Here is a 24,366-nt window from a genome sequence, read left to right as displayed (position 1 = left end):
CCGAGCGACAGAACCCCATCCGCGAATGAAGCGGTGTAGCGGCGAACCCAAGGAGAAGCCCATGAAGCGCGTAGTTGCCCTGATGCTGTTGTCGATGTTCTCGGTGGCCCTGCTGGCCGGTTGCAATACCGTTGCCGGTGCCGGCAAGGACGTGCAGAAGGCCGGTGAAAAAGTTGAGGACGCCGCCAAGGGCAAGTGAGCCCGGCGCGGATTGGAAAGCGAAAAGGCCGGGAATCTTCCCGGCCTTTTTTGTGCGCGCTGTTTGCCGCATGGCCGTCGAAGCGGAGTGAACCATTCAAGCAGGTGAGCATGTATTTCATTGCCGGTTGACCGGTACTCAACAGCCGCTGCGCGAAGCTGGAGCCACGGTAAGAACGCCGTTGCAACCAAGGACTCCCAGCAATGAACAAAGACATCATTTCCGGCAAGTGGTCGCAGCTGAAGGGCAAGGCCCAGGCCAAGTGGGGCGATCTGACCAACGACGACTTCGATGTGGCCGAAGGCAATGCCGAGTATCTGGCCGGCCGCCTGCAGGAACGTTATGGCTGGGCCAAGGACCGCGCGGAGAAGGAAGTGCGCGAGTTCCAGGACGCGGTGAGCAAGGACTACCCGGACTACAAGTAAGCGCTTCGGTTTCCCCCACAACACGACGCCCGCACCGTGAGGTTGCGGGCGTCGTGTTGTCTGCGCCGGACGATCAGCGCGCCGGCGGGTCCGGCACGTAGCGGTTGGGGAACGCCTGCGGTTCGCGCGGCAGGCGCGAGGGCGAATCCACCAGGATGCCGCGCGCACGCAGGTTGCGGGCGCTGTCGTAGCGCAGCTGCAATACCTGTGCGGGGCTGCGGCTGGCGCGCTCGAAGTCGGTATCGCGCACCGAGGACTGCTCGCGCGCACCATGGCCGGTACCCAGCGCTGGGGCCTGCGACTTGCTGGCGTAGCCTTCGATGCGGCTGGCATTGGCACTGGCACTGGCATCGGCCGCCGCTTCGGCCGCCGGGGCCGGCAGCGGCAGGCCACGGCGCAGGATCGGCTCGGGGCGCCAGCGACGTGCCTCTTCGAACACCGCCACGCCCACAACGCCGATGTTGTCCGGGCGGCCGGTGCGGCTGGCATAGCTGCCGCTGGGGCTGCTGAACACGAACTGCGCCACTTCGTCCTGGCTCTTGCGCCAGCCGGTGATGTCGGCGCGCTGGCCGGGGTTGAGCACGTAGCCGGTCTGCGAGGGATCGGCATCCTCGCCGGAGATGGCGTTGACGCCGTCCACCGACAGCACCACCAGCACCCGGCGCGGGCTGTCGTTGTACAGGCGCACGGCGTAGCGGTGGCCGCGCTCGCCGACCACCCAGCGCTGGCCCTCGGCGGGGTAGCTGCGCAGTTCGGTGCCACGGTCGCGGTCGACCAGGGTCATGCGCACCGGGCCGCCTTCGTAGGCCGGTGGCGGAGGCGGCGCCGGGCGGAAGCCGGCCAGGGGCAGGATCAGCAGCAGGGGCAGCAGGCGTTTCATCGGGCGTCTCCAGCGGGGTTGGGTGAATGAACGCACCGCAGGCCCTGACGGGGTTGGTGGCGTGCAAGGTAAACTGGCCCCGTTCATCGAAGGTTACCCCACGCAGTCATGACGACCCGAGTCCTTACCGGCATCACCCCCTCCGGCACGCCCCACCTGGGCAACTACGTTGGCGCCATCCGTCCGGCCATCGCCGCCAGCCGCGCGCCGGGGATCGAGAGCTTCTTCTTCCTGGCCGACCTGCACAGCCTGATCAAGTCGCAGGACCCGCAGCGCACCCAGCGCGCGACCCTGGAGATCGCGGCCAGCTGGCTGGCCTGCGGCCTGGACCCGGAACACGTGTGGTTCTACCGCCAGAGCGACATCCGCGAGACCACCGAGCTGATGTGGTTCCTGACCGCCATCGCCAGCAAGGGCATCCTCAACCGGGCGCACGCCTACAAGGCGGCAGTGGACAAGAACCGCGAGGAAGGCGTGGACGAGGACGCAGGCGTCAGCGCCGGCCTGTTCATGTACCCGGTGCTGATGGCCGCCGACATCCTGATCTTCAAGGCCAACCAGGTGCCGGTGGGCCGTGACCAGATCCAGCACATCGAGATGGCGCGCGATTTCGCCCAGCGCTTCAACCACGTGTACGGCAAGGAGTACTTCCCGCTGCCGGACGTGGTGATCGATGAGCAGGTGGCGACGCTGGCCGGCCTGGATGGCCGCAAGATGAGCAAGAGCTACCACAACACCATTCCGCTGTTCGTGCCGCGCGAGGAGCTGAAGAAGCTGGTGTTCTCGATCCTGACCGACTCGCGCGCACCGGGTGAGCCGAAGGACACCGAAGGCTCGGCGCTGTTCCAGATGTACCAGGCGTTCGCCACGCCGGAACAGACCGCAGAGTTCGCCAAGGCGTTCGCTGCCGGCATCAGCTGGGGCGACGCCAAGCAGCAGCTGTTCGAGCGCATCGACAGTGAACTGTCGCCGCTGCGCGAGCGCTACAACGCGCTGATGGCCGAGCCGGAGAAGATCGAAGCGCTGCTCAAGCGCCGTGGGCAGCAGCTGCGCGAGCAGTTGGCGGCACCGCTGCTGGAAGAACTGCGCCACGCCGTGGGCCTGCGCGACCTGTCCACGGCGGGCAACATCGCCAGCGAAGATGCCGGCGTGGCCCGCGTGGCGCCGCCGCAGTTCAAGCAGTACCGCGAGAAGGACGGCCGGTTCTACTTCAAGCTGACCGCCGGCGACGGCACGCTGCTGATCCAGAGCGAAGGCTTCGATTCGCCGCGTGATGCCGGCCAGCTGATTGCCGTGATCAAGCAGGCCGAGCAGGGCGACCAGCTGCAGAGCGAGCTGTTCAAGCTGGACGCCGAGGTGGACGCCGTGCTGGCCGCGCTGGCCGTGCTGCGCGAAGCGGCCTGATCGCCGGGCCTGCCTGCCCTTTGTAGAGTCGAGCCATGCTCGACTTTGCTCCGCCCCTGTAGAGCCGAGCCCGTGCTCGGCTGGGTAGCAACGCAGCCGAGCATGGGCTCGGCTCTACAGGGACGCCCCCGCCGGCACGACCGTGGCACAGCACCCATGGCATGATGTCCGCGCGCCGCCGGCGCGATGACATGGAGTCTGCGATGGCCTGGTTGTCGCTGCTGCTGTTCCTGCCCTGGTTCCTGCTGCTGGGCAGCCTGTACTGGCTGTTCCCGCGCCAGCCGCGTACCGCGCGGCGGCGCCTGTTCGATGGCACCACCCTGGTATTGGCGTTCGCGCTGAGCATTGTGTCGATGCTGTGGGGCTACCGCATCGGCGTGGTGCAACCCGGCGCCGGCCCGATCTGGCCGCAGGTGCTGGCGGTGCTGTACGCCTACGGCGCGTTCCTGGCGGTGCTGGTGCTGGCGTTGCTGCTGCGACCGCGCTGGCTGGACCGGTAACCCCGCCTTTGCAGAGTCGAGCCATGCTCGACTGCACGCGCCCTCTGTAGAGCCGAGCCCATGCTCGGCTGATGTCTGGCAGAAAGGCAGCCGAGCATGGGCTCGGCTCTACGGAATCTGGACTCCGACCAAAGCCGCATCGAACCCGGGCCGCCTGCGCGCCTACCATGGGCGTCTGTTCCCGATCCTGCCAGGTGCGTGCCGATGACCGCCGACCCCAGCATCCACACCATCGATACCGGCTTCCAGCGCCCGGACTTCGACGCGGCTTACCTGATCGTTGAAAACGGCCGCGCCGCGTTTGTCGACTGCGGCACCGGCCTGTCGGTGCCGGCGATGCTGCAGGCGCTGGCGGATGCCGGCCTGGGCGTGGAAGCGGTGGACTGGTTGCTGCTCACGCACGTGCACCTGGACCACGCCGGCGGCGCCGGCCTGCTGATGCAGCAGCTGCCCAACGCAAAGGCGGTGCTGCACCCGCGCGGTGCGCCGCACATGATCGACCCGACCCGGCTGATCGCCGGTGCCACGGCGGTGTATGGCGCCGACGAGATTGCGCGCAGCTATGGCCGCATCGAGGCGATTCCGGAGTCGCGCGTGGTGGTGGCCGAAGACGGCCACCGCATCGATCTGGCCGGCCGCGAGCTGGTGCTGCTGCACACGCCGGGTCACGCGCTGCACCACTATTGCGTATGGGATGCGCGCAGCCGCAGCTGGTTCACCGGCGATACCTTCGGTATCTCCTACCGCGAGCTGGACAGCGCGCAGGGCGCTTTCATCTTCCCGACCTCCTCGCCGGTGCAGTTCGACCCGGAGGCGATGAAGGCCTCGATCCAGCGCATGCTGGGCTACGGCCCGCAGGCGATGTACCTGACCCACTACGGTCGTGTGGAACAGGTGGAGAAACTGGCCGGCGACCTGTTCGAGCAGATCGATGCGATGGCCGCCATCGGCCGCCAGTGCGACGGTCGACCGGACCGCCATCGTTGCCTGTTGGCCGCGTTGCAGGCGCTGTATCTGGAACGTGCACAGCTGCATGGCTGTGCGCTGGACGATGCGGCAGTGACCACCGTGCTGGCGATGGATATCGAGCTCAACGCACAGGGCCTGGCCTGCTGGCTGGATCGCATCAGCAGGTAGATCCACGCCCTGCGTGGATGACGCAGGCCCAAGCCGCGCCGTGATGTCACGACCACGTTACACTCTGGTGACTTCCAAGCTAGCCGTGGTACTGCCGTGAATCCGATGCGCGTGTTGCTGCTGTCGTCCTGCCTGTTCGTCGGTGGCCTTGCCCATGCGGCCAACGACCTGCCGGGTGGCGGCATCGATCCGCAGGCGCTGTCGCGCCATGTGCGCGTTCTGGCGTCGGATGAATTCGAAGGCCGCGCGCCGGCCACCGAGGGTGAAGAGCGCACGGTGCAGTACCTGATCGAGCAGTTCCGCAGCTACGGCCTGCAGCCCGGCGGCGTGGATGGCAGCTGGGTGCAGCCGGTCCCGTTGGTGCGCGCGCAGCTGGACGGCCCGGCCAAGGCCAGCCTGTCGCTGAAGCAGGGCAAGCGTGCGCTGGCCAATGGCGTGGACGTGACCCTGCAGAGCCTGCAGCCGCGCAAGCGCGTGCAGATCAGGAATGCGCCGCTGGTGTTCGTCGGCTATGGCATCGATGCGCCGGAACGCCAGTGGAACGACTACAAGGACGTGGACCTGCACGGCAAGATCGCCGTGGTACTGATCAACGATGCCGATTTCGAAGCCGATGCACCGGGCGCATTCGACGGCAAGGCGGTGACCTACTACGGCCGCTGGACCTACAAGTTCGAGGAAGCCGCACGCCGTGGTGCCGAAGGCGTGCTGATCGTGCACGAGACCGCGCCGGCCGCCTACGGCTGGGCCACGGTGAAGAGCTCGGGCACATCGCCGCTGTTCGACATCGAGCGCGGCCAGGACGAGGCGATGGCGCAGCACACGCCGCTGCGTGGCTGGATGCAGCGCGAGCTGGCCGAGGCGATTTTCGCCGACGCCGGCCTCGACTTCGATGCCGAGAAGCGCAAGGCGATGCGCGCCGACTTCCGTCCTGTGGCACTGGACAACGCCAAGCTGAGCGTGGACTTCGCGCTGAAGCGCGAGCAGGTGGTGACCCGCAACGTGGTGGCCAAGCTGCCCGGTGGCGAGCATGGCGACGAGGCGGTGATCTTCTCTGCGCACTGGGATGCCTTCGGTATCGGCCAGCCCGACGCCAAGGGCGACCGCATCCGCCGCGGTGCGATCGACAACGCCACCGGCGTGGCCACGGTGCTGGAACTGGGCCGGGTGTTCGCCGCCGGCCCGCAGCCGCAGCGCACGCTGTACTTCGTGGCGCTGACCGCCGAAGAGAAGGGCCTGCTGGGCGCCAGCTACTACGCCGCGCACCCGCTGGCGCCGCTGGACAAGACCGCCGCGGTGCTGAACATCGAGATGTTCAGCCCGGATGGCCCGACCCGCGACATCGCGTCGTGGGGCAAGGGCCGGGTCTCGCTGGAAGGCGACCTGGAACGCGTGGCCAAGGCCCGCGGCCGCAGCTACAGCCCGGACCCGAACCTGGAAGCGGGCTTCTTCTACCGCGCTGACCACTTCGCCTTCGCCCGCCTGGGCGTGCCGGCAATCACCATCGGCCCGGGCCTGGACAAGCTGGACGGTGGGGTTGAAGCCGGCCGCGCGCTGCGCGAGAAGTACTTCGCCGATTGCTACCACCAGGCCTGCGATGCCTGGACGCCGCGCTGGGACCCGAGCGGCCACGCTGCCGATACCCTGCTGGTCTACGATCTGGGCGCGGAGCTGGCCAACAGCCGCCGCTGGCCGACGTGGGAAAAGGAATCGGAGTTCCGCGGCGCGCGCGACAAGAGCGAAGCGGCCCGCCGCTGAGGTGGTGCCGGCCGCTGGCCGGCAAGTCCCTGCTCTTCCCGGAGGTTCATGAGGTTGCCGGCCAGCGGCCGGCACTACCAAAGGAATGTTGAGTTGCCGGCCAGCGGCCGGCACGACCGAAAGAATGTGGAGGTGTCGGCCAGCGGGCGGCACGACCGGGTGTTCGTCAGCGCCGGCGCAGCAGCTTCCACGCGCCCCAGCCGCTGGCGGCGAGCGCTGCCAGATAGCACGCCACCATCGTGCGCAGGCCGACCAGCGATCCGCCGTTGACGCCGCGATGCAGGCGCAGTTGCAGCGAGCTGTGGCCGCTGCCCAGGTCCACTGCCAGCTGCAGCGCCAGTGCGGCGCAGAACAGCAGCAGGGCGATCCCGAAACCGATGCGTGGCCATGCGGCCTGTGCGCTGGGGCGGCGCAGCAGCCAGGCCAGTGCCGTGGCTGCGGCCAGCGTCACCGCGATCCACATCAGTGGAGGAGCGGGAGACGCAGCGGCCACCGGCATTGCACCGGTGGCCGCGATCAGGGCAACGCGCTTACTTGCGGGTGCCGTCGAGCCAGTTCGGGCCCTTGTTGGTGAGGAAGAACACATAGACCACCAACGATACCGCGATCGTGGCAGTCACGTAGAGGGCGAACCAATCGACGTGGCCGGTCTTCAGCGCGCCCTGGTACAGCAGCGGGGCGGTGCCGCCGAACAGCGAGTTGGCCAGCGCATAGCCCAGGCCCACGCCCAGTGCACGCACGTGGGTGGGGAACAGTTCGGCCTTCACCACCGCGTTGATGGAGGTGTAGCCGGTGAGGATGACGAACGCCAGCGCCAGGGTCAGGAAGGCAAGGGTGGCGTCATGCTGGTGCGGCAGCTGGGTGATCAGGTACCAGCTGTACAGCACGCCGCCGACGCCGAAGAACACCAGCAGGGTCTTGCGGCCGATGATGTCCGACAGCCAGCCACCGACCGGCTGCAGCACCATCAGGAAGGCCAGCACGCCCAGGTTGATCAGGGTGCCGGTCATCGGATCGTTGCCGGCGAAGGCGCTCTGGATCATCTTCGGGCCGTTCACCGAGTAGGTGTAGAAGGCCACGGTGCCGCCGGCGGTGATCAGGAAGCACAGCAGCAGCGGTCGCCACTGGTGCACGAACAGCTCGTACATCGAACCGGACTTCTGCGCCTTGCCCTCGCGCGCGGCCTCGATGGACGACTCCGACAGCGACTCGTCCATGCCACGGCGCAGCCAGAACACCACCACCGCGGCGATGCCGCCGATGCCGAAGGCGATGCGCCAGCCCCACTCGGAGATTTCCGGCTTGCCCCAGAAGGTCAGCATCAGCAGCAGGGTCAGCTGGGCCAGCACGTGGCCGCCAACCAGGGTGACGTAGTGGAAGGACGACAGGAAGCCGCGGCGGCCGGGAATGGCGGCTTCGGACATGTAGGTGGCGCTGGCGCCGTACTCGCCACCGGTGGCGAAGCCCTGCAGCAGCCGTGCGAACAGCAGGATGACCGCGGCCCAGATGCCGATGCTGGCGGCGGTGGGGGTGATGGCGATCAGGAACGAGCACAGCGCCATCAACGTGACCGAGACGGTCAGCGCCAGGCGGCGGCCATGGCGGTCGGCGAAGCGACCGAAGAACCAGGCGCCGATCGGGCGCATCAGGAAGGTCGCGGCGAAGATCGCCCACACGTACATCGTGGAGTTCTTGTCGTCGGGCGAGAAGAACTGCGATTCGAAGTACACGGCGAACACCGAGTACACGTAGACGTCGTACCACTCCACCAGGTTGCCGGCGGAGCCTTTGAGGGTGTTGGAGATCGACCGCCGCAGGGCGGCGCGGTCGTTCGCGGGGACAGCAGGTTGGGGCGTGGTGCTCATCTGGGTGGGAATCCTCGATGCGGCGCGTCCGTGCGCAGGGAAAACGGCGCACGGCCTTGGGGCGGCGCGGCCGGGCAGCCCTCTTGGTACTGCATCGACCGTCAACACGGGGTAGCAGACCAGAGCAGGGTGCATGGATGGATGACAGCGTGCCACCGTATGGGGTCCCGGACCATACTCAAAACGTCCTAGAATCCGCCTTCCCCCGGCTCCCTGGTGTGTCATGTCGGTTCCCCCCTCTTCGTCTGCGGCTGCCCCCCGGGGTGGCCTTGTCGCGCTGGCACTGCTGCTGGTCTACGTGGTCTGGGGCTCGACCTACCTGGGCATCGCCAAGGCCCTGCACGGCGGCGCACTGCCGCTGACGATGGTCTCCGGCAGCCGCTTCATCATTGCCGGCGGCCTGATGTTCCTGGCGCTGCGCCTGTTCTGGAAGCTGCCGAACCCGACCCTGCGGCAATGGCGCAACCTGGTCATCATGGGCGTGACCATGCTGGTGCTGGGCAACGGCATGGTGGTGCTGGCCGAGCGTGAGGTGTCCTCGGGCCTGGCCGCCACCGCGGTGGCCTCGGTGCCGCTGTGGATGGCGCTGTTCTCGGCGCTGCGCGGGCAGCATGCCAGCCGCGGTGAGTGGCTGGGCATCGCCATCGGCTTCCTCGGTGTGGTCTGGCTCAATGCCGGCAGCAGCCTGACCGCCTCGCCGACCGGGCTGGTGCTGCTGCTGATCGCGCCGATCGGCTGGGCCTTCGGTTCGGTGTGGGCACGCGGGCTGGACCTGCCGGGCCCGTTCATGACCGCGGCCGGGCAGATGATCTGCGGTGGCGTGCTGCTGGTGCTGATCGGCCTGGCGGTCGGCGAGCGCCCGAGCACGCTGCCCGATACCGGTGGCCTGCTGGCGATGGCGTACCTGTGCGTGTTCGGCTCCATCGTCGCGTTCACTGCCTACGTGTGGCTGCTGCAGAACGTGCGTCCGGCGCTGGCCGGCAGCTATGCGTACGTCAACCCGGTGATCGCGGTGCTGCTCGGCGCGCTGCTCAACGGTGAACGCTTCGGCTGGCGCGACCTGCTGGCGATGGCGGTGATTCTCCTGGGTGTGGTGGTACTGACGATGGCAAGGACGCGAAAGAGATGAGCATGGACGAGAAAGAACAACGCCGGGGCCTGCTGGTCACCGCGTCCACCTTCGTGATCTGGGGCCTGGTGCCGGTGTACTGGCACCTGCTCAACGAGGTGCCTTCGTTCCAGATCATCGCCCACCGCATCATCTGGAGCACCGTGCTGGTGCTGGGCTGGCTGCTGATCAGCTCGCGCCTGGGCTGGTGGCAGAAGATCGCCGCGCAGCCGCGCGCGCTGCCGATCCTGCTGGTGTCGAGCCTGACCATCGCCTTCAACTGGGGCCTGTACATCTGGGCGGTCAACGCCGGCCATGTCATCGAGACCAGCCTGGGCTACTTCATCAACCCGCTGGTGAACGTGCTGCTGGGCGTGCTGGTGCTGAAGGAACGCCTGCGCCGCCTGCAATGGGTGGCGGTGGCGATGGCGGCGGTGGGCGTGGCCTGGCTGACCATCGACGCCGGCACACCGCCGTGGATCGCGCTCGGCCTGGCTTGTTCGTTCGGCCTGTATGGGCTGTTGCGCAAGCTGGTCTCGGTCGACCCGGTGGCCGGCCTGGGCGTGGAAAGCATGTACCTGTTCCTGCCGGCGCTGGCCTTCGCGATCTGGGCGGAAAACGGCCATGGCGGTGCGTTCTTCCATGGCTGGGGCTGGCGCAACGACCTGCTGCTGATCTTCGGTGGCGCAGTCACCGCCGTACCGCTGATCGGCTTTGCCTACGGCGTGAAGCGCATTCCGCTGTCGCTGGTCGGCATCCTGCAGTACATCGCACCGAGCCTGCAGCTGCTGCTGGGCGTGTTCTTCTTCCACGAAGCGTTCGATACCGCCAAGGCGATCGGCTTTGCCGCGATCTGGGCCGGCCTGATCCTGTTCGTCGGCGACAACATCCGCACGATGCGCGCCAAGCGCTAGCGCCGGCGGGACTGCGGGGTCGGATCCCTCCGCAACGCGGGGGGCTCTGACCCTGTTCTATCCGTCGCGGGGGGGGGCAGAGCCCTTCGCAGGGCGAAGGGATCCGACCCGCTTCCACCCAAAAAAGAACGGCGCCCCGAGGGGCGCCGTTCTGCTTCCATCCACGGCCAGGAGAGAGGGATGGCCGTGGCGGGAACGCGGTTGCAGGCTTAGAAGCGCTGCTGGTACTTCATGTACATGAAGCGGCCGATGTCGAAGCCACCGTAGTAGGTGAAGCTGCTGTTCGGCTGGCTGTACATGATCGGACCCTGGTGGTTGAACACGTTGTTCACGCCCAGCGACACGGTGCCATCCCACGGCAGGCTGTAACGCACCTGCAGGTCGTGGAAGGTGTTGGAGCCCACCTTGTTGGTCGGCGACGCGCTGGTGTACGACGAGTTGAAGCCCGGCATGTTGCACTCATCCATGTACGAACACTTCTCCTTCATGCTGGAGTAGTAGCGCGCGGTCCAGCCGATGCCGAGGTCGCCATACTGCCAATCCAGGTTGAAGGTGGAGCGCACGCGGAAGTCGCCGGCCCAACCGGTACGCTGTTCCACCGGGGTGGTGGCGGCGCTGTCGTTGCGCTGCTCCAGGTAGTCGGTGTACGTGGTGTTCCAGTTGACGGCGAACTTGCCGAACGCGGTTTCCGGCAGGCGGTAGCGCACGTTGATGTCATAGCCGGCGGTTTCGCGGTAGCCCGCGTTGACCAGCGAGCGGTCCAGCGAGTTGACCTGGCCGTTGCTGCCACGGGTGAAGCGGCCGCAGGCGGCATCCGAACCCTGCACGTAGCACTGTTCCAGGATGTTGGTGGCCGACTCACCAACGATGGCGTTGTCGATGCGGATCTTCCACCAGTCCAGGCTGACGTCCAGGCCCTGCACGAAGTCCGGGCTGTAGACCAGGCCGACGGTCCAGGTCTTGGCGGTTTCTGGCTTCAGGCCCGGGTTGGAACCCGAGCTGAAATCGGTGGTGGCCTGCTGGCCGGGCTTGGTGGCCACGCTGCCATCGCTGTTGAGCTGGCGGAAGTTGGCCGGCACCTTCAGCGCCTGGCAGCGGGCAGCGACGGTCGGGCTGGTGGCGGCGGTACCGAAGGAGGTATCGCACGGATCGGTGAACGAGTCGCGGCTGCTGACGGTGCCGCCGTACAGGTCATCCACGGTCGGCGCACGGAAGCCGGTGCCGTAGGTGGCGCGCACCAGCAGGCTGTCGATCGGCTTCCACTTCAGGCCGAACTTGCTGTTGGTGGTCGAACCGAAGTTGTTGTAGTCCGAGTAGCGGCCGGCCATGTCCAGCGACAGTTCGCGGGCGAACGGCAGGTCGGCCAGCAGCGGCACCTGCAGTTCCAGGTAGACCTCGTTGAGCGAGTAGTTGCCGCGGGTCGGCTGGCCGCTGGTGCCGGCGATCTCGCCCTTCTGCACCATCGTGTCCGGAGTGTAGCTGGCTTCCTCGCTGCGGTGCTCGAAGCCCATCGCGGCCAGGATGTCGCCGGCCGGCAGGGTGAACAGCGAGCCGGAGATGTTGCCGCTGGCGACCTTGGTGGTGCTCTGCATCTTGTCGACGAAGCGGGTGAACAGGTAGTCCTGCACGTCCTGGTTGCTCAGCGAGCCGGGTCCGGTGTAACCCATCGGGGCGGCCGGGTTCCACGGCACGCAACCGGCGATCACCGCGCCCGGCGCACCGCAGCGGGCCACGTTGCCGTCCATGAAGGACGGGCCGACGGCCAGGTTGACGTGCGGCTGGTACATGCTGCCGGTACCGATGCGCTCGCCTTCGTTGCGGTTGTACATGTAGTTGACGTTCCAGTCCCAGTACCGCGAACCGGTTTCGAAGCTGCCTTCCAGACCAATGCTGGCGCGCTTGGTTTCCAGGTTGTTCTCGGTGCCGCGCGGCAGTTCCTCGGTACGGTGCGCGAACAGCGCATCCTGGCCCCACAGGTTGAACGCGCTGTCCTTGGACAGGGCGGCACGGCTGCCATTGCGGGCCTGTGCGGCGCTGACCGAGTACGGGTAACCGGCCAGGTGCTTGGTCGACTCGCGCTTGCTGTACAACGCGTCGGCGACGATGCGCAGGTTGTCGGTGATCGAGAAGCCACCGTTGGCGAACACCGAGGTGCGTTCCAGGCCTGTCAGCAGGCTCATGTTCGACTTGGTGTTGGCACCATCAGCCGGGTCCGGCGCATGGAAGTTGCCGGCCTTGCCCGGGTCGCCGCCCGGGCCCACCGTCAGGTTCTTGCCACCGACGGTGACGTAGCCCCACGGGGTGTTGCCATTGAGGCCATCGTTGGGGTGGCGCGGGCCGTTGGTGTAACGGCTGAACGCGCGGTCCTTGCCCAGCACCTCATCTTCCTTGGTGCGCTCGGCGCCCACGCTGAACCAGCCGCGCTCGAAGGTCTTGCCGAAGGTCGCGCTGTAGGCGCGCTTCTGGCCGTCACCCTGGCCGTACTGGCCGACATAGACGCTGGCTTCGCCACCATCGAAATTCTTGCGGGTGATGATGTTGACCACGCCGGCGATGGCATCGGAGCCGTACAGCGCGGAGGCGCCGTCGGTCAGCACTTCCACGCGCTCGACGATGGACGACGGGATCGAGGCCAGGTCGGAGTAACCGCCGGCGCTGACGCCCATGCGGCGGCCGTCGATCAGCACCAGGCTGCGTTCCGGGCCCAGGTTGCGCAGGCTGACGTACATGCCGCCGAAGTCGCGCGAGGAGGTCAGCGACGAGGCGCGGCTCATGCTCGGCGCACCGGCGGCAGGAATGTCCTGCAGGATGTCAGCGACGTTGACGTAGCCCTTCTTCTCGATCTCGGCGCGGTTGAGCGCGACCACCGGCTGTGCGGTTTCGACACTGGCCTGGCGGATGCGCGAGCCGGTGATTTCGATGCGGTCGAGGTTGGTCGGGGTATCGCTGGTGCTCTGTGCGAAGGCGGGGGTGGTGCAGCTGGCGGCCAGCGCGATGACGATCGCGTTGCGCAGCGGATTGGTTTTCAGGGACATCCGTGAAATCTCGTGTTTCGGTAAAAACAAGCGCCCGTTCTATGGGCGCGTGGGGTGCTGCAAACCAACGTGGGGGGCGCGATTCTAGAATGTTTCCATTCGTAACTGTTTGTCTCGGCGCTGCTGGAAGTGCGCGAAAATGAATCGCAACCAACAATCCACAGATGCGCTGTGCGCAGCGTCACGCGCGCTGCGTTTGCGATGGGCAGAGGCATCGATAGCGGCACGAAGCTGGCACGCTTGAGTGGTTGCGACAACGCGTCGCAGTACGCGCTTGTATGCAGGCGCGCAGGCGTTGTGATGCACCTGCCCGCATGAAATGCTCTTCGCCTTGTCATCGAAGGCAGGAGACGAAGGAATGATCCAGCTTGAAGAAGCACGCCGTCGCGTGGAGGCTGCACTTGCCAGCGACGATGAGCCGGTTGCCATCACGCATGAGCACGAAGTGGTCGAAGGCTGGCTGTTCTGCTTCCAGTCGCTGCGCTACCTGCAATCCGGCGAAATCTCGGATGCATTGGCCGGCAATGGGCCGATCTTCGTCGACCGGCACACAGGCGAGCAGCACGCGCTGGGCACGGCGTATCCGCCCGAGGAGGTCCTTCGCCAGCATCTGGCCGCGCGCGGCCCCGCCGTCTGATGCTGCGGCGGCGGATTTCTGAGTTCGGCAACGTGAAAGGGACGGAGCCTTCGCTCCGTCCCCTTGCGTGATGCGCAGTCCACCGCTGCGCGATGCTCAGGTTTCGCGCAGCGCCGTGGTGATCGGCAGACGTGCCGCGCGCAGTGCCGGGAACAGGCCGCCGACCAGGCCGATGCCCAGTGCCCATTTCAGGCCGGTCCACAGCAGTTCCGGCGACACATGGAACTTGAACACCACTGCGCTGAAGTTGCTGCCGATGGTGGACACGCTGTAGCCGTTGAACAGCAGCCACGCCACCGCACAGCCGAGCAGGCCACCGAGCAGCGCCAGCAGCATCGTCTCCAGCATCACTGCCGTCACCACCGGCAGGCCGCGGAAGCCGATCGCACGCATGGTGGCGATTTCGCGGGCGCGCGTGGCGACGGCCGCATACATGGTGTTGAGCGCGCCAAACACCGCACCGACCGCCATGATCGTGCCGATCACCTTGCCAAGGATGTCGATCAACTTGGTCAGCCCGCCGCCCTGCTTGCTGTAGTACACGCGGGTGGTTTCCACGTCCAGTTTCAGGCGCGGGTCGGCGGCGACGGCGGCCTTGAACTGATCGAAGCCTGCCTTGCCCTCGGTGCGCACGCTGATCGACTGCCAGGCGCTGCGCTGGTAGGTGGTGGCCAGCGTATCGGCGTCGGTCCACAGTTCCGAATCATGCGCATCGCCGGTGGCGAACACACCCACTACGGTCCAGGTCTGGTTGCCCAGGGTCAGTGTCCTGCCCACCTCCATGTCGCGGAACTGGCCCTTGGCGCCCTGGCCGACCACGATCTCGCGCAGGCCAGTGGCGAACTTGCGGCCCTCGACGATCCTGACCTTGTCATGCACCGCCCACGCCTGCGGGCCCACGCCGCGGAACTGCGCGTTGACGTCGGTGCCATCGGACTTCGACACCAGGTTGACCACCTGCGACAGCTCCGGCGACAGCAGCGGCCGGCCCTGCGCATCGCGGCTGATGCCGGGCAGGGTGGACAGCATCGGTACCTGCTCGCGGGTGATCACCGAGTTGGTCTCGGCCTGCGAGCCACCGCGCAGCACGATGGCAGTGGTGTCATCGCCGGTGTTGTTGAGCGTGGCCTGGAAGCCTTCGCCCATCGCCAGCATTGCCACCAGCACGCCGACCACGCCGGCGATGCCGACCACGATCACCGAGGACGCGCCCCAGCGCTGCGGCAGGCTGGCCACGCCGATACGGGTGGCGGCCAGCGCCAGTCGCCCCCCGCGGGTCAGCAGAAGCCACAGGGCCACCAGCACGGTCACGGCCAGCACGCCGGTCCACGGCAGGCTGATCCACAGCACCAGGCCGACCGCCAGCAGCAGCACCGTCACGCCGTTGCCCAGCCACTTCTTGAGTTTGCTCTTGAACATGTCTGTGTTCTCCTCAGCGACCGGCCAGTGCGTCGACGATCTTCAGGCGCTTGGCACGCAGCGCCGGCAACAGGCCGACGATGATGCCGATCACCACGATCAGGCCCAGCCCCATCAGCCAGGTTGGCGTCGGCACGTGCGGCGGCAGCATGCCCATGCTCTTCGGGCCGATGGCCGGCAGGATCAGGGCGGCCAGGCCCATGCCGATCAGGCCGCCCAGGCCGATCAGCAGCACCGATTCCACCATCACCAGGGTCAGCACGGTGCTGTCCTTGAAGCCCAGCGTCTTCAGCGTGGCCAGCTCCGGCACGCGCTCGCGCACGGCCTGCGCCATGGTGTTGCCTGTCAACAGCAGCAGGGTGAAGAACACCGCGCCCATGATCGAGGTGACGATCATGCCGATATCCGCGAACTGCTTGACGAAGGCCTGCTGGAACGCCGATTCGGTCTGGGTCTTGGTCTCGTGGTCGGAGTTGGCCGAGATCGCGTCGATCGCCTGCGCCACCCGCGAAGAGTGGTCCGGGTTGTCCAGCGTTACCGTGTACCAGCTCACCTGGTTCTTGATGTAGTCGTTGGATTCATCGAAGTACTTCCAGTTCATCATCAACTGGCGTTCTTCGTTGGCGGCCAGCGCACGGTCCTTGGAACGGTAGATGCCCTTGAGCACCAGCGGCCAGTCGTTGCTGCCGCCACGCGGGAAGATCGTGGCCTGCAGCGGGATGGTGTCGCCGATCTTCCAGCCGAACTGCTTGGCCAGGGTTTCGCCGACGATGGCGCCGGTACGGGTCTGCTTCCAGTCTTCCAGCTGTGCCGGGTCGATCTGCAGCTCGCGGTAGACATCGAAGTAGTTGGGGGACACCGAGAAGTTCGGGAAGAAGTTCTTCGGGTCCTGGTAGATGCCGCCGAACCACATGCCATAGGCCACGTCGCGCACGCCGGCCACCTGCCGCACCTGGGCCTCCAGGCGGATCGGCAGCGACTGGGTGATCGACAGCCGCGATGCGACCACCAGGCGGTTGGCGCCTTCCACGCTGCCGCCGGAGGTGAATGCCACGCGCACCGAATCGAGCATGCCGAACAGCAGGAACGCGGCCACCACGGAGAGCAGGGTCAGCAACGTGCGGGTACGGCTGCGGAACAGCTGCGCCCACACCAACGAGAAGTATTTCATCGCCGTGGCCTCCGTCAGTGGGCCAGCGGCGCGTCGGCCAGCTCGCCCTTGTCCAGGTGCACCGTGTGCGTGGCGTACTCGGCGGCCTTCGGGTCATGGGTGACCATGATGATGGTCTTGCCATGCTCCCGGTTGAGCTGCTGCAGCAGGCCGAGGATCTCCTCGGCGGACTGGCGGTCGAGGTCGCCGGTCGGTTCGTCGCAGATCAGGAAGGTCGGGTCGGAGACGATCGCCCGGGCGATTGCCACGCGCTGCTGCTGGCCGCCGGACAGTTCATTCGGGCGGTGGCTGCGGCGGTCGGCCAGGCCGACCAGGGTCAGCGCGATCTCGGCGTTGCGGCGGCGCTGCGCCGCATTGAGGTGGGTCAGCAGCAGCGGCAGTTCCACGTTCTTCTGCGCGGTCAGCATCGGCATCAGGTTGTAGAACTGGAACACGAAGCCGACGTGGTGGCTGCGCCAGGTCGACAGCTGGCCGCCGCTCATCTGGTCGATGCGCTCGCCCTCGATGCTGATCTCGCCGCCGCTGGGGTTGTCCAGGCCGCCGATCAGGTTGAGCAGGGTGGTCTTGCCCGAGCCGGACGGGCCCATCAGCGCGACGAAGTCGCCGCTGGCGATGTCCAGGTCGATGCCGTGCAGCACCTGCACTTTCTCGGGGCCACGCTGGTAGGTCTTGGTGATGTTGCGCAGTGAAACCAGGGTCGACATGGGTGGTTCTCCACGGAAGGCGGGAAACGGGGAAGCGCCACGGCAGGGGCCGCAGGCGTGCGTCGAGCGGTGCTGCCGGCGGCGCCCGTGGGCGCCAGGCCGCTACTGCGCTTGTTTCTGTTGCACCTTGGCGCCATCGCGCAGGGTGTCCGGCGGGTTCAGCACCACCGATTCACCTGCGCTCACGCCCTTGAGGATCTGGCGGTCCTTGCCCATCGCCTGGCCGGCCTCGACCGTGCGCTGCTGCACGCGGCTTTCGTCACCCAGCACGAAGGCAACCGAGGCGCCCTCGCGCTGGACCACGGCGCCCGCCGGCACGCGCACGCCCTGCGGTTTGGCGGCCGCCTGCGGCTGCGCCTGCTCCAGGAAGCTGACGCGCACGCCCATCTCCGGCACGATGCGCGGGTCCTTCACCTTCAGCGCCACGCGCACCTTCACCGTGGCCTTGCCGCGGTCGGCGGTGGGGATGATGGCGATCACCTCGCCCGGAATCTTCCACTCCGGATAGGCGTTGAGCGTGGCTTCGACCGGCATCTTCGGCTGCACGCGGCCGATGAAGGCCTCGCCGACCTCGACTTCGATCTCCAGCGAGTCCATGTCGACGATGGTGCCGATGCCGGTACGGGTGAACCCACCGCCCGCCGACAGCGGCGAGACGATTTCGCCGGGCTGCGCGGCCTTGGCAGTGACCACGCCGGAGAACGGCGCGCGCACGATGTTGTTGTCCACGCCCAGATCGGCGATGGCCAGCTGGTCGTTGGCCACCTTGACGTTGCGCTGTGCGGTGTCCAGCTGTGCACGCAGGCTGTCACGCTGGGCCACCGCCTGGTCGTACTGCGAGCGCGACACCAGCTGCTGGCCGACCAGTGCCTGCAGGCGGCTGGCTTCAGCGGCCGCCTGCCTCTGCTGCGCTTCCAGCCCGGCCACCTGGCTGCGTGCGGCCTGCAGCTGCGAGGCATACAGGCTGCGCTGCGCGTCGGCATCGATCGGGTCCAGGGTGGCCATGATCTGGCCCTGTTCCACGCGCATGCCTTCCTCGATCATCACCTCGCGCACCTTGCCGGTGATCTTGGCCGATACCGTGGCCATGCGCCGGGCGACCACGTAGCCACTGGCATCGAGCACCGAACTGCTGGCGCTGCCCTGCTGGATGGCCACGGCGGGGGCGGTTTCCACGTCCACTGCCGGCGTACGCCCGAACAGGGCGAAGCCGACAGCGGCCAGCAACAACACGACCAAGATGATCGCGATCCACAGCCAGCGGCGGCCACCGCCACTGCCGCCGGAGGCGGGCGGCGGCGATTTGCGGTCGATACGGAGTTCCTTCAACAGCTCGGCAGAAGCGTTCATTCGTTCCATCACAGGCGTTTGGGCGGGTGTGGCCGGAAGGGCGGACGGCGGCGGTTCCGGCGGTTCCGGCGGTGGAGCGTGCGGCACAGCATGCAGGCAGGCACAGCGATGACGGCAGTGACAGCTGTCACCCGATGACACTGACGGCGGCAACTGCGAAACGTGACCACGGCGGCACAGGATGGCAACGTCCCCGCTACCGGTACTGCCCATGGATCCGATCACCCCGTCGCTGGCCCGCCACAGCCGCGCCGCCAAGCGTACCGTGATCCGCGCTCGGTTGCGCCGGTGCCGCCCGGCCGGTGGTGGCGCCTGCGCGCAGGCGGCTGAACTGGCATGATCGGCGGCGATCGTCCCCGCCTGGAACCGCCCGTGCCGTCGACATGGCTTGCCTCGCTGCTGCGCCCCGCGCCGGACTCGGCGGTGGCCGATACGCTGCGCCGGGGAAAATCGCCCTGGAGCGAGGCAGTCCACCTGCTGTGGTCGGTGTGGATCTTCCTGACGCCCTTGCTTGGCCACGGCTTCACCCTGCGCTGGCTGCTGCTGACGCTGGCCAGCTATCCGGTGTTCCTGCTGCTGTACGCCAAGGTGATGGTGGCGCCGCGCCATCACGCTCCGCGCTATGCGCTGGGCCTGATCGCGATGTCGCTGGTGCTGCTGCCCTGGTATCCGTCCGGGCTGACCTACTTCGTGTTCGGCTGCGTGCTGCTGCGGGTGAGCGGACGCGGTGGCTGGTGGCAGTATCTGCTGCAGCTCACTGGCCTGAACCTTCTGTTCTGCAGCCTCGCGCTGCTGTTCCAGTACCCGTGGCAGAGCCTGGTCTGGATCCCGGCCGTGTCCTACATCGTGGGGCTGGTCGTGAACGTGGAAGCGCTCAACCAGCAGAAGGATGCGGCACTGCAGCTGTCGCAGGACGAGGTGCGGCGGCTGGCGGCCACTGCCGAGCGCGAACGCATCGGCCGCGACCTGCATGACCTGCTCGGCCACACCCTGTCGCTGATCACATTGAAGCTGGAGCTGGCGCGCAAGCTGCACGACCGCGGCGACGCGCGCGCGCGGCTGGAGATCGGCGAGGCCGAGGCCATCGCCCGCGAAGCGCTGGCACAGGTGCGCAGCGCGGTTACCGGCATCCGCGCCAGCGACCTGGCCGGTGAGCTGGCATCGGCGCGGCTGCTGCTGGAATGCCAGCAGGTCCACCTTCAATACGCACCACCACCGGCGATGCCGGTGGATGTCGAACGCGGGCTGGCGCTGGTGCTGCGCGAGGCCGCAACCAATATCGTGCGCCATGCACAGGCGACACAGGCACGGGTGGAGTTCATGCTGGAGGGACGCATGCTGGCGATGCAGATCCGCGACGATGGCCGTGGCGGCGTGCAGGCCGAGGGCAACGGGCTGAGCGGCATGCGCGAACGCGTGGCCGCCCTGGGGGGCAGCCTGCAGGTACAGTCCGCAAAGGGCGAGGGCACGCGACTGACCGTGCGCGTGCCACTGGCTGCCGCGACCACACCGTTGCCGCCGGGAGCGCCGCCGTCGCTGGCACAGGACGGTGCCGCATGATCCGCATCCTGCTGGCCGAGGATCAGGCGATGGTGCGCGGTGCACTGTCGGCGTTGCTGGGCCTGGAGCCGGATATCGAGGTGCTGGGCAGCGCCGCCGATGGCGAAACCGCGTGGCGGATGCTGCAGCAGCTGCAACCGGACATCCTGGTCACCGACATCGAGATGCCCGGCCTGTCCGGGCTCGAGCTTGCCCAGCGCATCGCGCGCCACGAGCTGCCGATCAAGGTGGTGATCGTGACCACCTTCGCCCGCGCCGGTTTCCTGCGCCGCGCGCTGGAAGCCGGCGTGCTGGGCTACCTGCTGAAGGATGCACCGGCCGAGAACCTGGCCGATGCCCTGCGCAAGGTGAAACAGGGCATCCGCGCGATCGACCCGCAGCTGGCACTGGATGCGTGGTCGCAGGCCGATCCGCTGACCGACCGCGAGCGCCGCGTACTGCGGCTGGCGGGCGAGGGCCGCACCGCCAGCGAGATCGCCGAGCAGCTGGGGTTGTCGCACGGTACGGTGCGCAATTACCTGTCCGAGTGCATCGGCAAGCTGGGCGTGGCCAACCGGATCGAGGCGTACCGGCTGGCGCGGCAGAAGGGGTGGTTGTAGGGGCGTCCTGCTGTTCCCGGTGATTTCGTTTCCGCGACCACGGAGGGATGTCACTTTCTTTGCGCGCAAAGAAAGTAACCAAAGAAACGCTCCGCCGGCCGCGAGCCGGCGTGCTTCGCACGCCGGTGCCCTGCGCTCCTCGGTCCGTCGAGGGACGGCGCGGGAACTCGCTGCGCTCAGACACCCGCACCTCTTCGCCCTCGCCGGACCTGCGGTGCTCGGCTCGCTCAAGGCGGACTGGAAGGTCAAGATCAACGGCAACAGCATCCACGCATGGCGTGGATCTACTGGGTGCAGCTGTCGCTCTTGATGTTGGGTCCGCCTTGAGCGAGCCGAGCATCGCAGGGGAATCAGGGGCGAAGAGGCGCCGGTGTTTGAGCGTAGCGAGTTCGGCGCCGTCCCCTGATTCACCGAGAAGCACAGGGCACCGGTGCGCAGCACCGGCTCGCGCTCTGGCGGCGCGTTTCTTTTGGTTACTTTTCTTTTCGCGCGAAAAGAAAAGTGACACCCCCCCGCGGTCGCGGAAACAATCCGCCGGGAACGCCCGGCGAATCCTTTCAATTCTTCCCGCGCGCCATCGCCTGGAACACCCCGTCACGCCGCACCCACAGGTGGAACAGCGCCGCACCCACATGCATCAGCACCGTGGCAAACAACACATAGGCCAGCAGGCTGTGCGCATTGCGCAACGCGGCATACAGCGCCGGGGTATGCGGCACGATCGGCGGCAGGTGCAGGCCACCCCACAGCACGATCGGGTAACCGCCGGCCGACAGCATCGCCCAGCCGATCAGCGGCATCGCCAGCATCAGTGCGTACAGCATCCAGTGCGAGGCCTTGGCCGCCATCACCTGCCACACAGGAAGATCCGCCGGCAGCGGCGGTGGGCGATGACGCAGCCGGTTGTACAGGCGCAGCAACACCAGTACGCCGATAGTGATGCCCAATGGGCGGTGCAGGTCGATCAGCATCGGCCGCAAGTGCAGCGAGGCGACCATGGTCACGCCAATGAACAGCATGGCGATGATCATCAGCGCCATGGACCAGTGCAGCACCCGCGCCAGCAGGTTGAAGTGGCCGTTGCCGGTGCTCATCGTGCGGCCTCCTTCCGTTGCTCGACGTTGCCGGTGGCGCGCTCGCGTTCGCGGCGGTTGAAGGACTGCGAATACACGGCCGAGCGGGCCGCCAGGATCGGATCGTCACTGCCACGCACGCCGCTGGGCAGGATCAGCGGATCGAAATTGATCTGCCCGCAGGCGCCCTGTTCCTGCGACTGCATGCGGTCCAGACTGAGTACGCCGGCCACTACCTGGTCACGCGATTCGGGCCACGGTACCGACGGATCATCGATGGCATCGCCCGGCTCGGCGGTGGTCACGACCAGGTTCCAGCGCACCGGGCCGCTGGCCAGGCGCTGCTGCAGTTCCTGGCTGAGGAAATCGACGCTGGCCTGCTTGCGGGTTTCCGCATCCATCTCCACCACCGGCGCCTGCGGCTGCCAGCGCCAGCGCACCGCGCGCTTCTGGCCCTGCGCATTGGTGAACCAGAAGCTGTTGACGCTGTTGAAGGTGGTGTCGGCCCAGCTGCTGGTCCACGGCGCGGTCTTGGCCCACTGCTGGAAAGCCTGCGCACTGGGGTATTTGGCCAGCACCGCGGCCATCTTCTGCGGATCGGGCTTGCCGGTGGCCGGGTCGGGAATGGAGGCGCGGGTCTGCTCGTAGAACGCCTCTGCGCTGGGCACGGCGAAGAATGGGAAGCTGTTCATCGCCATGCGCCATTCCTGGCCATCATCGCTGACCATCTGCACCGCGAGGCTGCGCACGCGTGCGGTGTTGTCGGCGCCGTAGGGGTCGCCGCCGCCGATCGACAGGCGGCCCATCACCGGCACGCGGCGTTGCGAGAACACCCGTGCGCTGGACAGGGTGGGGGCCTGCGCGCTGGGTTCGAACCAGCCGCTCACGCAGATGCCCTTGCTGTGCGCGCGGCGGAAGCCCGGGTGGGCCGGGCCGGTGGCCTCGATGGTGTCGGTGAAGCGCTGCGCGGTCAGGCGGTTTCCAATCCAGCCGGCCAGCCAGGCGAAGGCCAGCGCGACCGCACCCAGAATGAGTGCGATCAGTGCGATCCAGAGCAGGGGTGAATGCTTGCGTGGCGCGCCCGGCGTCTGGCCAGCGCGGGTGTAGCGGAAGAGCGACATGGTCGGAGTCCTGCCTTCACGGAGCGTGTGGGTGGTCGACCCACACATCCTCGCAGAACCCGGCCGGGGCCGAAATTCAATTTTTCGTCAGATTTTCCGGGGACGGGGTGCCGACCAACGGTCGGCACCCACCCGATCAGCTGTAGCGCTGCTTCAGCATCGCCCACGCCGAGCGCAGCGCCAGCGCTTCGCCACCGGCCGGACGGCCCGGGCGCTCGCCGTCGTTCCAGGCATACACATCCAGGTGCGCCCAGCGCTGGCCGTCTTCCAGGAAGCGCTCCAGGTACAGCGCGGCGGTCACCGAGCCGGCCATGCGCGAACCGGCGTTGGCCAGGTCGGCGATGCCGCTGCTCAGGTAGCGCAGGTAGGGGCGCCACAGCGGCATGCGCCAGACCGGGTCGCGGGTCGCGTCACCGGCCTGCAGCCACTGCTGGGCCACCGTGTCGTCGTTGCTGAACAGTGCCGGCAGGTCCGGGCCCAGTGCGATGCGCGCGGCACCGGTGAGGGTGGCGAAGTCCAGCACCAGGTCCGGCTTCTGCTCACCGGCGAAGGTCAGCGCATCGCACAGGATCACGCGGCCTTCGGCATCGGTGTTGTCGATCTCCACGCTCAGGCCCTTGCGGGTGGCGATCACTTCGCCCGGGCGGAAGGCATCGGGACCGATCGCGTTTTCCACCGCCGGCACCAGCAGGGTCAGCCGCACCGGCAGCCCACGTGCCATCACCAGGCCGGCAAGGGCCAGTGCATGCGCGGCGCCACCCATGTCCTTCTTCATGTTGCGCATGCCGTCGGCCGGCTTGATGTCCAGCCCGCCGGTATCGAAGCACACGCCCTTGCCCACCAGCACCAGCGCCGGGTCGGTTTCCCTGCCCCAGCGCAGCACGACCAGACGCGGCGCACGATGCGAAGCGCGGCCCACGGCGTGGATGGCCGGGAAATTCTGCTTCAGCAGTTCGTCGCCGGTAATCGCCTCGACCTGCGCACCATGTGCATCGGCCAGCGTGCGTGCGGCGTCTTCCAGCTGCTGCGGGCCCATGTCTTCGGTCGGGGTGTTGACCCAGTCGCGCACGCGCAGGCTGGCGGCGATCAGGTCGGCCACTTCGCCGGTCGGCGAGGCCACCAGCTGCGCCGGTGCGCGGTTGCGCTTGCGATAGCGGTCAAAGCGGTAGCTGCCCAGGCCCCAGCCCAGCTGCAGCAGCGCCAGTTCGGCGGCCGGCAGTTCATTGGCCAGCTGCCAGACGCTGCCTTCCGGCAGCGCGTGCGGCGCATGCGCATAGCTGTAGGCATCGGCACGATCACCCACGCCCATCACGGCACCGGCCAGGCCATCGGCGCCCGGCAGCAGTGCCACGCTGTGGGCGCCGGCGTTGAAGCCCTGCGATGCCAGCCACGCCTGCGTGGCAGCCGGCTGGCTGTCCTTCCAGGCGGCGAACTGCTCGCGGTCCAGCACGTACAACGGCAGCGCCGCAGCGGTGTCGGCGGTGAAACCAGTGATCTCGCTCATGCG

At 67.5% G+C, this 24,366-nt stretch carries 23 protein-coding genes; 12 read left to right on the top strand and 11 right to left on the bottom strand.

Annotated elements, in window-relative coordinates; translation table 11 throughout:
• The first annotated feature begins 61 nt into the window (after positions 1-61).
• Positions 62-199 carry an entericidin A/B family lipoprotein gene (locus ACUVWL_RS16105; RefSeq protein WP_014035659.1) on the top strand — a complete coding sequence of 46 codons (138 nt, stop codon included), beginning with the start codon at positions 62-64 and terminating at the stop codon, positions 197-199.
• Positions 200-402: 203 nt separating this feature from the next.
• Entirely contained in the window at positions 403-624 is a 222-nt protein-coding gene (locus ACUVWL_RS16100; protein WP_004153772.1) for a CsbD family protein, read from the top strand.
• Positions 625-697: 73 nt separating this feature from the next.
• On the opposite strand, the gene ACUVWL_RS16095 is transcribed toward ACUVWL_RS16100, so the two are convergent.
• Entirely contained in the window at positions 698-1,504 is an 807-nt protein-coding gene (locus ACUVWL_RS16095; protein WP_049441838.1) for a hypothetical protein, read from the bottom strand.
• A gap of 108 nt (positions 1,505-1,612) precedes the next feature.
• Between ACUVWL_RS16095 and ACUVWL_RS16090 the strand changes: the two genes are divergently transcribed.
• The 4 genes from ACUVWL_RS16090 to ACUVWL_RS16075 all read left to right on the top strand — a co-directional run bounded on the left by ACUVWL_RS16090 (position 1,613) and on the right by ACUVWL_RS16075 (position 6,303).
• Positions 1,613-2,908, top strand: coding sequence for a tryptophan--tRNA ligase (locus tag ACUVWL_RS16090; protein ID WP_014645631.1), 1,296 nt, complete (start codon positions 1,613-1,615; stop codon positions 2,906-2,908).
• Between the two features lie 203 nt (positions 2,909-3,111).
• Complete coding sequence (locus ACUVWL_RS16085) at positions 3,112-3,408, top strand: hypothetical protein (protein WP_032956243.1); 297 nt, start codon at positions 3,112-3,114, stop codon at positions 3,406-3,408.
• Between the two features lie 204 nt (positions 3,409-3,612).
• Positions 3,613-4,545, top strand: a complete 933-nt coding sequence (locus ACUVWL_RS16080) for an MBL fold metallo-hydrolase (protein WP_014645633.1) — start codon at positions 3,613-3,615, stop codon at positions 4,543-4,545.
• Between the two features lie 105 nt (positions 4,546-4,650).
• Entirely contained in the window at positions 4,651-6,303 is a 1,653-nt protein-coding gene (locus ACUVWL_RS16075; RefSeq protein ID WP_014645634.1) for a M28 family metallopeptidase, read from the top strand.
• A gap of 166 nt (positions 6,304-6,469) precedes the next feature.
• Here the strand turns inward: ACUVWL_RS16075 and ACUVWL_RS16070 are convergent, their stop codons facing one another.
• Together ACUVWL_RS16070 and ACUVWL_RS16065 are read right to left on the bottom strand one after the other, a co-directional pair.
• Positions 6,470-6,766, bottom strand: a complete 297-nt coding sequence (locus ACUVWL_RS16070; RefSeq protein WP_014645635.1) for a hypothetical protein — start codon at positions 6,764-6,766, stop codon at positions 6,470-6,472.
• Positions 6,767-6,833: 67 nt separating this feature from the next.
• A complete protein-coding gene (locus ACUVWL_RS16065) occupies positions 6,834-8,168 on the bottom strand; it encodes an MFS transporter (protein ID WP_014645636.1) in 1,335 nt (444 codons plus the stop codon).
• Between the two features lie 223 nt (positions 8,169-8,391).
• Between ACUVWL_RS16065 and yedA the strand changes: the two genes are divergently transcribed.
• Both yedA and rarD read left to right on the top strand, forming a co-directional pair.
• The gene (gene yedA, locus ACUVWL_RS16060; RefSeq protein WP_049441840.1) at positions 8,392-9,297 is read left to right on the top strand and encodes a drug/metabolite exporter YedA; all 906 of its coding nucleotides are present in this window, start codon (positions 8,392-8,394) and stop codon (positions 9,295-9,297) included.
• Positions 9,294-10,190, top strand: coding sequence for an EamA family transporter RarD (rarD, locus tag ACUVWL_RS16055; RefSeq protein ID WP_014645638.1), 897 nt, complete (start codon positions 9,294-9,296; stop codon positions 10,188-10,190). The genes yedA and rarD overlap by 4 nt, the downstream gene beginning before the upstream one ends.
• Before the next feature lie 209 nt (positions 10,191-10,399).
• On the opposite strand, the gene ACUVWL_RS16050 is transcribed toward rarD, so the two are convergent.
• Positions 10,400-13,225 carry a TonB-dependent receptor gene (locus tag ACUVWL_RS16050; RefSeq protein ID WP_445978553.1) on the bottom strand — a complete coding sequence of 942 codons (2,826 nt, stop codon included), beginning with the start codon at positions 13,223-13,225 and terminating at the stop codon, positions 10,400-10,402.
• 358 nt (positions 13,226-13,583) lie between these two features.
• Here ACUVWL_RS16050 and ACUVWL_RS16045 point away from each other — a divergent pair, with 358 nt between their 5' ends.
• Entirely contained in the window at positions 13,584-13,862 is a 279-nt protein-coding gene (locus tag ACUVWL_RS16045) for a YrhB domain-containing protein (RefSeq protein ID WP_019661820.1), read from the top strand.
• 96 nt (positions 13,863-13,958) lie between these two features.
• Here the strand turns inward: ACUVWL_RS16045 and ACUVWL_RS16040 are convergent, their stop codons facing one another.
• The 4 genes from ACUVWL_RS16040 to ACUVWL_RS16025 form a co-directional block, all read right to left on the bottom strand.
• On the bottom strand, positions 13,959-15,281 hold the full coding sequence (locus ACUVWL_RS16040) for an ABC transporter permease (protein WP_032956233.1): 1,323 nt from the start codon (positions 15,279-15,281) through the stop codon (positions 13,959-13,961).
• A 13-nt stretch (positions 15,282-15,294) separates the two neighbouring features.
• Positions 15,295-16,452, bottom strand: a complete 1,158-nt coding sequence (locus tag ACUVWL_RS16035; protein WP_014035671.1) for an ABC transporter permease — start codon at positions 16,450-16,452, stop codon at positions 15,295-15,297.
• Between the two features lie 14 nt (positions 16,453-16,466).
• Positions 16,467-17,156, bottom strand: coding sequence for an ABC transporter ATP-binding protein (locus ACUVWL_RS16030; protein WP_004137569.1), 690 nt, complete (start codon positions 17,154-17,156; stop codon positions 16,467-16,469).
• Positions 17,157-17,258: 102 nt separating this feature from the next.
• Complete coding sequence (locus ACUVWL_RS16025) at positions 17,259-18,506, bottom strand: efflux RND transporter periplasmic adaptor subunit (protein ID WP_329768289.1); 1,248 nt, start codon at positions 18,504-18,506, stop codon at positions 17,259-17,261.
• A 211-nt stretch (positions 18,507-18,717) separates the two neighbouring features.
• Here ACUVWL_RS16025 and ACUVWL_RS16020 point away from each other — a divergent pair, with 211 nt between their 5' ends.
• The 3 genes from ACUVWL_RS16020 to ACUVWL_RS16010 are packed head-to-tail and all read left to right on the top strand — an operon-like array spanning position 18,718 to position 20,665.
• The gene (locus ACUVWL_RS16020) at positions 18,718-18,846 is read left to right on the top strand and encodes a hypothetical protein (protein WP_257473236.1); all 129 of its coding nucleotides are present in this window, start codon (positions 18,718-18,720) and stop codon (positions 18,844-18,846) included.
• Positions 18,843-20,066 carry a sensor histidine kinase gene (locus ACUVWL_RS16015; protein ID WP_032956229.1) on the top strand — a complete coding sequence of 408 codons (1,224 nt, stop codon included), beginning with the start codon at positions 18,843-18,845 and terminating at the stop codon, positions 20,064-20,066. Before ACUVWL_RS16020 ends, ACUVWL_RS16015 begins: the two co-directional genes overlap by 4 nt.
• Positions 20,063-20,665 (top strand): response regulator transcription factor, encoded by a 603-nt coding sequence (locus ACUVWL_RS16010; RefSeq protein WP_014645643.1) that lies wholly within the window; start codon positions 20,063-20,065, stop codon positions 20,663-20,665. The genes ACUVWL_RS16015 and ACUVWL_RS16010 overlap by 4 nt, the downstream gene beginning before the upstream one ends.
• A 557-nt stretch (positions 20,666-21,222) precedes the next feature.
• Here the strand turns inward: ACUVWL_RS16010 and ACUVWL_RS16005 are convergent.
• The 3 genes from ACUVWL_RS16005 to ACUVWL_RS15995 form a co-directional block, all read right to left on the bottom strand.
• Positions 21,223-21,759: a cytochrome b/b6 domain-containing protein gene (locus ACUVWL_RS16005; protein WP_197606196.1), complete on the bottom strand. Its 537-nt coding sequence runs from the start codon at positions 21,757-21,759 to the stop codon at positions 21,223-21,225.
• On the bottom strand, positions 21,756-22,859 hold the full coding sequence (locus ACUVWL_RS16000) for a catalase family peroxidase (RefSeq protein WP_032961465.1): 1,104 nt from the start codon (positions 22,857-22,859) through the stop codon (positions 21,756-21,758). The genes ACUVWL_RS16005 and ACUVWL_RS16000 overlap by 4 nt, the downstream gene beginning before the upstream one ends.
• Before the next feature lie 136 nt (positions 22,860-22,995).
• The gene (locus ACUVWL_RS15995) at positions 22,996-24,363 is read right to left on the bottom strand and encodes a leucyl aminopeptidase family protein (protein ID WP_049408696.1); all 1,368 of its coding nucleotides are present in this window, start codon (positions 24,361-24,363) and stop codon (positions 22,996-22,998) included.
• Positions 24,364-24,366: the final 3 nt, after the last annotated feature.

The organism is Stenotrophomonas muris, assembly GCF_052751275.1.
This window is presented reverse-complemented; position numbering and strand designations above follow the sequence as displayed.

Excerpts from the sequence above, each read along its gene's own strand:
- ACUVWL_RS16015 (WP_032956229.1), top strand. The coding sequence starts at position 18,843 with ATGATCGGCGGCGATCGTCCCCGCCTGGAACCGCCCGTGCCGTCGACA.
- ACUVWL_RS16075 (WP_014645634.1), top strand. The coding sequence starts at position 4,651 with ATGCGCGTGTTGCTGCTGTCGTCCTGCCTGTTCGTCGGTGGCCTTGCC.
- ACUVWL_RS16010 (WP_014645643.1), top strand. The coding sequence starts at position 20,063 with ATGATCCGCATCCTGCTGGCCGAGGATCAGGCGATGGTGCGCGGTGCA.
- ACUVWL_RS16085 (WP_032956243.1), top strand. The coding sequence starts at position 3,112 with ATGGCCTGGTTGTCGCTGCTGCTGTTCCTGCCCTGGTTCCTGCTGCTG.
- yedA (WP_049441840.1), top strand. The coding sequence starts at position 8,392 with ATGTCGGTTCCCCCCTCTTCGTCTGCGGCTGCCCCCCGGGGTGGCCTT.
- ACUVWL_RS15995 (WP_049408696.1), bottom strand. The coding sequence starts at position 24,363 with ATGAGCGAGATCACTGGTTTCACCGCCGACACCGCTGCGGCGCTGCCG.
- ACUVWL_RS16000 (WP_032961465.1), bottom strand. The coding sequence starts at position 22,859 with ATGTCGCTCTTCCGCTACACCCGCGCTGGCCAGACGCCGGGCGCGCCA.
- ACUVWL_RS16095 (WP_049441838.1), bottom strand. The coding sequence starts at position 1,504 with ATGAAACGCCTGCTGCCCCTGCTGCTGATCCTGCCCCTGGCCGGCTTC.
- ACUVWL_RS16005 (WP_197606196.1), bottom strand. The coding sequence starts at position 21,759 with ATGAGCACCGGCAACGGCCACTTCAACCTGCTGGCGCGGGTGCTGCAC.
- ACUVWL_RS16100 (WP_004153772.1), top strand. The coding sequence starts at position 403 with ATGAACAAAGACATCATTTCCGGCAAGTGGTCGCAGCTGAAGGGCAAG.
- ACUVWL_RS16080 (WP_014645633.1), top strand. The coding sequence starts at position 3,613 with ATGACCGCCGACCCCAGCATCCACACCATCGATACCGGCTTCCAGCGC.
- ACUVWL_RS16045 (WP_019661820.1), top strand. The coding sequence starts at position 13,584 with ATGATCCAGCTTGAAGAAGCACGCCGTCGCGTGGAGGCTGCACTTGCC.
- ACUVWL_RS16020 (WP_257473236.1), top strand. The coding sequence starts at position 18,718 with ATGGATCCGATCACCCCGTCGCTGGCCCGCCACAGCCGCGCCGCCAAG.
- ACUVWL_RS16025 (WP_329768289.1), bottom strand. The coding sequence starts at position 18,506 with ATGAACGCTTCTGCCGAGCTGTTGAAGGAACTCCGTATCGACCGCAAA.
- rarD (WP_014645638.1), top strand. The coding sequence starts at position 9,294 with ATGAGCATGGACGAGAAAGAACAACGCCGGGGCCTGCTGGTCACCGCG.
- ACUVWL_RS16030 (WP_004137569.1), bottom strand. The coding sequence starts at position 17,156 with ATGTCGACCCTGGTTTCACTGCGCAACATCACCAAGACCTACCAGCGT.
- ACUVWL_RS16090 (WP_014645631.1), top strand. The coding sequence starts at position 1,613 with ATGACGACCCGAGTCCTTACCGGCATCACCCCCTCCGGCACGCCCCAC.
- ACUVWL_RS16070 (WP_014645635.1), bottom strand. The coding sequence starts at position 6,766 with ATGTGGATCGCGGTGACGCTGGCCGCAGCCACGGCACTGGCCTGGCTG.
- ACUVWL_RS16040 (WP_032956233.1), bottom strand. The coding sequence starts at position 15,281 with ATGTTCAAGAGCAAACTCAAGAAGTGGCTGGGCAACGGCGTGACGGTG.
- ACUVWL_RS16050 (WP_445978553.1), bottom strand. The coding sequence starts at position 13,225 with ATGTCCCTGAAAACCAATCCGCTGCGCAACGCGATCGTCATCGCGCTG.
- ACUVWL_RS16035 (WP_014035671.1), bottom strand. The coding sequence starts at position 16,452 with ATGAAATACTTCTCGTTGGTGTGGGCGCAGCTGTTCCGCAGCCGTACC.
- ACUVWL_RS16065 (WP_014645636.1), bottom strand. The coding sequence starts at position 8,168 with ATGAGCACCACGCCCCAACCTGCTGTCCCCGCGAACGACCGCGCCGCC.
- ACUVWL_RS16105 (WP_014035659.1), top strand. The coding sequence starts at position 62 with ATGAAGCGCGTAGTTGCCCTGATGCTGTTGTCGATGTTCTCGGTGGCC.